A 7169-nucleotide genomic window follows, 5' to 3' on the forward strand; every position below is an offset into this window, starting at 1 on the left:
TATCCTGCCATGTGCATGCATCTCCTTCCTAATGTCGAGTCGGCTACTCGGCCTTGATCTCCACAGGCGTGATGCTCACGGAGGTCATGCCAGTCTGTGCGGTGAAGGCGCCCACGAAGCTGATCTTCTTGCCCTTCAGGCTCGCGATGTCGGCCTTGTCGATGACGTTCTTCTGGGAGTAGTCGTTGATTGCCTGAGAGACCTGGCTCCACTGCGTCGTGTCCTTGTAGTCGTTGAGGCTGATGTCGAGGTAGTCACGAAGGGACGTGTCCGTGATGACGGGGCCGACGTTGATGACGACCTTCTTGCTGCCGGCGTAGCCGTCGACCTGGACGGTCATGGTTCCCTTGGAGGAGGCGCTCTTGTTTGCCACCTTCGCGTTGATCTCCGTGACCGTACCCGTGCCCTTGACGGCGTAGACGACGCTGTTGCCGGCGGCGTACTTGGACGTCGTGAGGTTCTTGCCGTTGTACTTGTTGATGGTCATGTCCTTGGTCAGTCCGGAGGTGTCGCCTGCCGTGAGGAGCTGTCCGATGTCGACCGCCTTCGGCGTGACCTGGTTCTCGACCTTCTTCCAAAGGCTCTTCGACTGGGACTTGGCGTCGAACGTGACCTCGCCCGTGTACTTTGCCTCCTGGCCTATCGGCACGACCGTGCAGCCGGAGAGTGCCACGGCACCCGCTACGAGTGCGCTTGCCAGCACCGGGAGAAACCCCTTCCTCATCTTTCTCCTCCTATCTAGGCATCGCGCTCGATATGCGCACTGCCAAAAGCATCCAAAGCCGCGGGGGCATGGGTGGCCCATGCCCCCGCATTACACAGAGCCTGCTAGCGAGCCGTGCTCGCCTACGTCCGAGCTACTCGGTGTAGACGAAGTTGTTCAGCTTGTCCGCGTTGTCCTTCGTGATGACGACGCAGGGGATGAGCTGCTTCTCCTTCTCGCCGGTGGAGCCGTCCTTCAGGTACTTGTCGGCCTCCTGGACGGCCGTGCGGGCGATGACGTCGAACTGCTGCAGCGCCGTCGCGGTGGCCTTGCCCTGCTTGATGAGGTCGCGCGCCTCGTTGGAGCCGTCGACGCCGATGACGGGGACGGTCATGTTGTGGGCGGAGAGGGCCGCGCAGGCGCCCTGGAGCATCGTGTCGTTGCCAGAGACGACGCCCTGAATCTTGTCGCCGTAGGTCTGGATCAGGGTCTCCATCTTGTCGTAGGCCTCGGTCTGCTCCCAGTTGGCCGTCTGCTGCTCGAGCATCTTCATGTCCTTGTACTGGTCGATGACCGAGTGGAAGCCGTTGGTGCGGACCTTGGCGTTGGTGTCGGACTCCTTGCCCAGCAGCTCGACGTAGTTGCCCTTCTCGCCCATGACGTCGACGAACGTCTGCGCGACGTCGGAGGCACCCTGGTTGTTGTCGGCGATGATCTGCGCGATGGCGTCGCCGGTGGTGGTGATCTCACGGTCGATCAGGAACGTGGGGATGCCGGCCTTCGCAGCCTTCTTGACGGCCTCGACCGTGGCGTCGGCGCCTGCGTTGTCGCAGATGATGGCGGCAGCCTTGTCGGCGATGGCGGAGTCGAAGAGCTCGGACTGCTTGTTGGCGTCATCGTCGTGCGAGTTGGCCTTGACCTCGTAGCCCATCTTCTTGGCCTCGTCGGTCGCGCCGTCGGCCTCTGCCTTGAACGCGGGGTTGGAGACGGAGGGGGTGATGACGTAGATGATCTTGGAGCCGCCGCCCTTGAGGATCTTCTTCTTGCTGGACTTGCTGGAGCTCGACTTGCTGGAGTCGGAGCCGGACTTGTCGCTGGAGCTTCCGCCGCACGCGGACAGTGCCGCGGTCGTGCCTGCCAGAGCGGACATCTCCAAGAACGAGCGCCTAGTGATTGCCATTGTCTTCCCTTTCCTCGAAACCCTACCTTGCAAACACGCAGCGGGACTTGGCCCGCCTATGTCCTACTTGCCGAGCGCCTCCTTGGCGCGCCTTGCGATTCCCTCGCCGTTCAGGCCGTAGTAGTCGAACACCTCGCGGGACGTGCCGGTGATGACCGGTGCGTCGGGCAGCGACATGGTCACGCACGTGCGCGGGCACTCCTCCCCCACGACCTGGGCGACCATGGAGCCGAGCCCTCCGAACGGCGCGTGCTCCTCGACGGAGATGACGGCGCTGACCTTGCGCGCCTGCCTGACGATTGCCTCGCGGTCGAGCGGCTTGACGCAGTACATGTCGAGCACCGCCGCGGAGATCCCGTCCTTCTCGAGCAGCTCAGCCGCGTCGACGGCCGGCCTGACCATCTCGCCGCAGGCGACGAGAAGAACGTCGCTTCCGTCGCGGACGAGCGTCGCCCTGTCCATCTCGAACGGGCAGTCGTCCTCCGTGTAGACGTCCTCGACCGCGTTGCGGCCGACGCGCACGTAGGCGCACTTCTCGTCCTGCAGGAGCGCCTCGACGAGCTTCCTGGTCTGGAAGCGGTCGCTCGGGAGGTACACCCTCATGTTGGGGATGGCGGACATCGCGGCGATGTCCTGGGCGCTGTGGTGGCTCATGCCGAGCGCGCCGTACGAGACGCCGCCGGAGATGCCGATGAGCTTGACGTTGGTGTCGGAGTAGGCGCAGTCGATCTTGCACTGCTCGTAGGAGCGGGTGGAGAGGAACGACGCCGGGGACACCGCGAAGGCCTTCTTGCCGCAGGCGGCGAGGCCGGCGGCGATGCCCACGAGGTCCTGCTCGGCGATGCCGACCTCGACGGACTGCTTGGGGAACTCCTCGAAGAAGGGGGTGAGCGATGCCGAGCCGCGCGAGTCGCTGCACAGCACGACGACGTCCTTGTCCACCCTGGCGTGCTCGGAGAGCACCTCGCAGATGACCTTCTTGTTCGCGATCTTGTTAGGCATTCTCAAGCGCCTCCTTCCTCGACTCCAGGTCCTTCTTGATCTGCTCGCACTCCTCCGCGTTGGGGAGGTGGTGGTGCCAGCTGGCCTTGTTCTCCATGATCGGCGAGCCGCAGCCCTTGACCGTGTTGGCGATGATGAAGGTCGGCTTGCCCTTGCAGGCCTTTGCCTGCTCGAGGGCGGCCATGACCTGGTCGAGGTCGTTGGCGTCCTCGACGTCGATGACGTTCCAGTTGAAGGCCGCGACCTTGGCCTTGAGGTTCTCGTGGGCCATGACGTCCTCGGTGTTGCCCGAGATCTGGAGGTGGTTGCGGTCGATGATCGCGCAGAGGTTGTCCAGCTTGTACATGGCGCCGGACTCGAAGGCCTCCCAGTTGGAGCCCTCGGCGAGCTCGCCGTCACCCAGCAGGACGTACACGCGGTAGTCGCGCTCGTCCATCTTGCCCGCAAGGGCCATGCCCACGCTCACGGGAAGGCCGTGGCCGAGGGAGCCGGAGTTCATCTCGATGCCGTTGAGCTTGTTGTTGGGGTGGCCGATGTAGGGCGAGCCGAACTTGGAGAAGCGCTTCTTGACGTCCTCGAGGTCGAGGAATCCCGCCTTGGCGAGGACCGCGTAGTAGGCCTCGACCGAGTGTCCCTTCGAGAGGATGAAGCGGTCCCTGTCCGGGTCGTCCATGTTCTCCGGCGACACGTTCATCTCGCCTGCGAGGTAGAGCGCGACGAGGATCTCCATCTCGCTCATGTCGCCGCCGATGTGGCCGCCTCCGCCTGCCATGATGATGTCGAGCGTGTCCTTGCGCAGGTCGTATGCAAGTGCCTTGTAGTTCACGGTCAACTCTCCTTTCGTGCTAGTGCGACGTGTGGAACGAACGCCTAGATCTCGTCGAACGTGACGTCCTCGCCGTGCAGGTACGCCTTGACCTTGTCCTCGATCGGGTCGTACAGGTCCGGCTTGATGCCGATGTACTTGCAGGCCTCGTACAGGATGGGGACGATGTCGGAGTGGATGGCGACGCAGTGGTGGATGTAGGGGCCCTCCACGACCTTGGCCTCGAGCCTCTTGAGGTCGTTGACCTCGATCCAGAGGTAGGTTCCCTTGGTGAACGGGCCGTCGATTCCCTTGGCGTGGCCGAGGAGCATCGAGTACTCGCCGTGGTCTCCGTCGACGCGCATGATCGTGAGCTTGCCGTGCTTGGCCTCGGCGGAAACGGCGCCGTTGTGCGTGAACGCGACGGGCACGCAGATCGTGGGCTTCTCGCGGGCAACGGAGATGGGCCAGGGGCCGCAGTGCTGCAGCAGCTCGCCGTTGTCGTTGGTGGGGTGGCGGACCGTCCAGTCCGCGAACATCGCGCGGGTGTCACCAAACGTGGCAGCCTCCGCCAGCACCTGGGAGATGGCGCCGTGGACGTCGGTCTCGCAGACGACCGGCAGGCCCTCCTCGTTGAGGAGCGAGTTGGCGGCGCAGGGCATGATGCCGATCTCGCCCTGCAGGGCGTTCCAGCACTGGATGACGATGGCAGACGCGCCGTACTTGGTGGCGAGGTTGCGCATGGCGACCTTGAGCGACGCCACGTTGCGGAGCAGGTCCTCCGAGATGTCGCAGGTCATGTTCTCGTGGCAGTAGCGGACGACGTCGTCGACCACGTTGGGCTCGTCCTTCTCGGCCGCCTTCATGGCGTCCGTGAGCTCGGGCAGCGGGATGGGGGCCAGCTGGATGTTGAACTTCTCGAGCAGCTCGCCCTCGTTGCACATGGTGGACCAGAAGTCGTAGGGACGCGGGCCGATCTGGAGGATGCGCATGTTGCGGAACTTCTTGACGACGTTGCAGACGGCCAGGAAGTCGAACAGGCCGCGCTTGAACTCGGGGTCGTCCAGGCGGCAGTTGGTCATGTAGGTGAACGGAACGTCGAAGCGGCGCAGGACCTTGCCGGTCGCGAACAGGCCGCACTGCGTGTCGCGCAGGCGGATGCCGTTCTCGAGCGGCGCCTCGTCACGAGGGCCCCACAGCAGGACGGGGACGCCGAGCTCCTTGGCGAGGCGGGCGCACTCGTACTCGGTGCCGAAGTTGCCGTGCGGGAGGAAGAGGCCGTCGATCTTCTCGTCCTTGAACTTCTGGGCGATCTTCTTGCGGTCCTCGTCGTCGTAGAGGAGGCCCTCCTCGTTGATGTCCGTGATGTCGACGTAGTTGACGCCGAGCTCGTCGAGCTTCTTGCGCGTGAGGTTTGCGTACTTCACCGCGTCCGGCGCGCTGAAGATGCTCCTCCTCGTGGGGGCCATGCCGATCTTGACCTGCTTGTATCCCTCTCCCATGGCACTGCCTTTCTGACGCTTGCGGACGTGGGTTGTGGCCCAGCTGGTGCTGGCCTTCCGTCCTGTAACTTGCTGAAGACCATTGGTTCGTTTGTTTAGTGATTTGTTTACATCAAATGCGTTTTGCCAGTACAGAGCTTTGCTCGCTCAGGACATCCTCACTGTACTGTTTAGATTTACAAAACAACAGGGCTAAAACTTGAACGGTAGGTTTTCGTTAGCGAGCAGTTCCCGGGAATTATTGCTTGCTTTTCTTGACTGTCTTGTTTATGCTTAAGAATTCTTTAATTGATTTCAGACATACATAATCTTGTGTATTTTTGTATATTATGCGATAACATTGCATGTTATGTAGCAATAATTCATATCGATATCTCCGTGAACGTTTGCAGTCCGCAGAGCCTGTGTAAAGTTGCCGTTACGTGATCAGATTGCGACGTTCAGCAACCAAATAAATCTTTTCTAAACATATTCGTTGTTGTTTAGTTATACTGAAGAGGAAGACGCGGCCAAGCCCAAGGAAGCACCCCGGGCCGCCGCGCGGGACGTCTGACCGTGAATAAGGGTGCATGCAACATGAAGGTAAGCGTACGTGACATCAGCCGCGCCACGGGCTACTCGCCCGCGACGGTCTCCAACGCGCTCAACCACAAGCCGGGCGTCTCCGCCAAGACGGCCGCCCAGATCAAGCGCGTCGCGAACGAGCTTGGCTATGCGCCAAAGAACCGCCTGCGGGGCATTCGCTTTGTGGTGGCACGCAAGACGGGCGCGATCCTGGACGAGGGCGAGTTCCATCCCGCCGTGATGGACGGCGTCGAGCGCACCGCGCGGCGCGAGGGGCTGCCAACGCGCTATATAACGGTGGACATGACCTCCCCTACCGCCGCGGAGCAGATCAGGGAGCTGTGCGACGAGCCGTCGGACGGCATCATCCTCCTTGGCACGGAGCTGCACGAGGAGGACTACGAGCCCTTCTATAACTGCAAGGCGCCGCTGGTCGTCGTGGACGGGTCGTGCTACCACCACGCCATGGAGTCCATCGTCCTCTCCAACGAGACCTCCTCCTACGCCGCGGTCCGCTACCTCATCTCCATGGGGCACCGCAGGATCGGCTACCTCTCCGGCAAGGCCGACATCCAGAACTTCCCGCTGAGGCGCCGCGGCTACGAGCGCGCCCTGAGGGAGGCAGGCCTCACGCTGGACGAGAGGTACATCGTCAAGATCGGCACGACCCTCTCCACCGCCTACCAGGACGCCAAGGCGTGGCTCGACACGTCGCCCGAGCTCCCCACGGCGTTCTACGCGGACAACGACGTCATCGCCACGAGCACGATGCGCGCCTGCATCGAGCGGGGCATCAGGGTGCCCGACCAGGTCTCGTTCGTGGGCTTTGACGACCTGCCCCTCGCCACGCTCACGCTCCCCGCGCTCACCACGATCCACATCCACAAGCACGACATAGGCGCGATGGCCGTCCACAAGCTGCTCGACCAGGTGCGAAACCCCCACCACTACACCTGCGTCACGCACATATCCTCCGACTTCGTGATCCGCGACTCCGTGGCTAAGATCTGACCAGGCTGGCGCGCCGCGAGGCGCGACCCAAAAACACGAAAGGACCCCCATGTCCAAGAGATCGAGCAAGCAGGAACGCGAGCGCAGGAAGCGCGAGTACGAGCGGGAGCGCGTGGCCCAGGCGTCCGCGGGCGAGAAGGACGAGGCCCCGTCCACGGCGGCCGGTCGGGTGGCGCGCGAGCTCCGGCAGGACCAGGCGTCCTCCGGCCACGGCTTCCGCGCGAGCGCGGCGCGCTTCCGCGCGCAGCTTGGGGTCCCGCGCACGGCTGCCCAGAACGGGCTCATCGCGTGCGCCATCGTGATGGCCGTGTGGTCCGTCGCCTTCTTCGAGGCGGGCATCGGCGCAATCGACCTCATGGGCCTCTACCAGCGCGACCTCCTGATGGCCGTCATACGCCTCGG

General features: G+C 63.1%; 7 protein-coding genes. 2 read left to right on the forward strand and 5 right to left on the reverse strand.

Annotated features, from left to right (window positions below):
• Positions 1-43: 43 nt before the first annotated feature.
• The 5 genes from ACI38Z_RS09245 to ACI38Z_RS09265 all read right to left on the reverse strand — a co-directional run bounded on the left by ACI38Z_RS09245 (position 44) and on the right by ACI38Z_RS09265 (position 5192).
• Positions 44-724: a DUF2291 family protein gene (locus ACI38Z_RS09245; RefSeq protein ID WP_439789914.1), complete on the reverse strand. Its 681-nt coding sequence runs from the start codon at positions 722-724 to the stop codon at positions 44-46.
• A gap of 133 nt (positions 725-857) precedes the next feature.
• Positions 858-1883, reverse strand: coding sequence for a D-ribose ABC transporter substrate-binding protein (locus tag ACI38Z_RS09250; protein WP_439789915.1), 1026 nt, complete (start codon positions 1881-1883; stop codon positions 858-860).
• A 63-nt stretch (positions 1884-1946) separates the two neighbouring features.
• Entirely contained in the window at positions 1947-2885 is a 939-nt protein-coding gene (locus ACI38Z_RS09255) for a transketolase family protein (protein WP_439789916.1), read from the reverse strand.
• The gene (locus tag ACI38Z_RS09260; protein WP_439789917.1) at positions 2878-3711 is read right to left on the reverse strand and encodes a transketolase; all 834 of its coding nucleotides are present in this window, start codon (positions 3709-3711) and stop codon (positions 2878-2880) included. Before ACI38Z_RS09260 ends, ACI38Z_RS09255 begins: the two co-directional genes overlap by 8 nt.
• Before the next feature lie 44 nt (positions 3712-3755).
• Positions 3756-5192: an L-fucose/L-arabinose isomerase family protein gene (locus ACI38Z_RS09265; protein ID WP_439789918.1), complete on the reverse strand. Its 1437-nt coding sequence runs from the start codon at positions 5190-5192 to the stop codon at positions 3756-3758.
• Positions 5193-5768: 576 nt separating this feature from the next.
• Here ACI38Z_RS09265 and ACI38Z_RS09270 point away from each other — a divergent pair.
• Together ACI38Z_RS09270 and ACI38Z_RS09275 are read left to right on the forward strand one after the other, a co-directional pair.
• Positions 5769-6767: a LacI family DNA-binding transcriptional regulator gene (locus ACI38Z_RS09270; RefSeq protein WP_439789919.1), complete on the forward strand. Its 999-nt coding sequence runs from the start codon at positions 5769-5771 to the stop codon at positions 6765-6767.
• Positions 6768-6816: 49 nt separating this feature from the next.
• On the forward strand, positions 6817-7169 hold a 353-nt coding region (locus ACI38Z_RS09275; protein ID WP_439789920.1), incomplete at its 3' end, for a hypothetical protein.

The organism is Parafannyhessea sp. (assembly GCF_051876455.1).
Taxonomy (GTDB): domain Bacteria; phylum Actinomycetota; class Coriobacteriia; order Coriobacteriales; family Atopobiaceae; genus Parafannyhessea.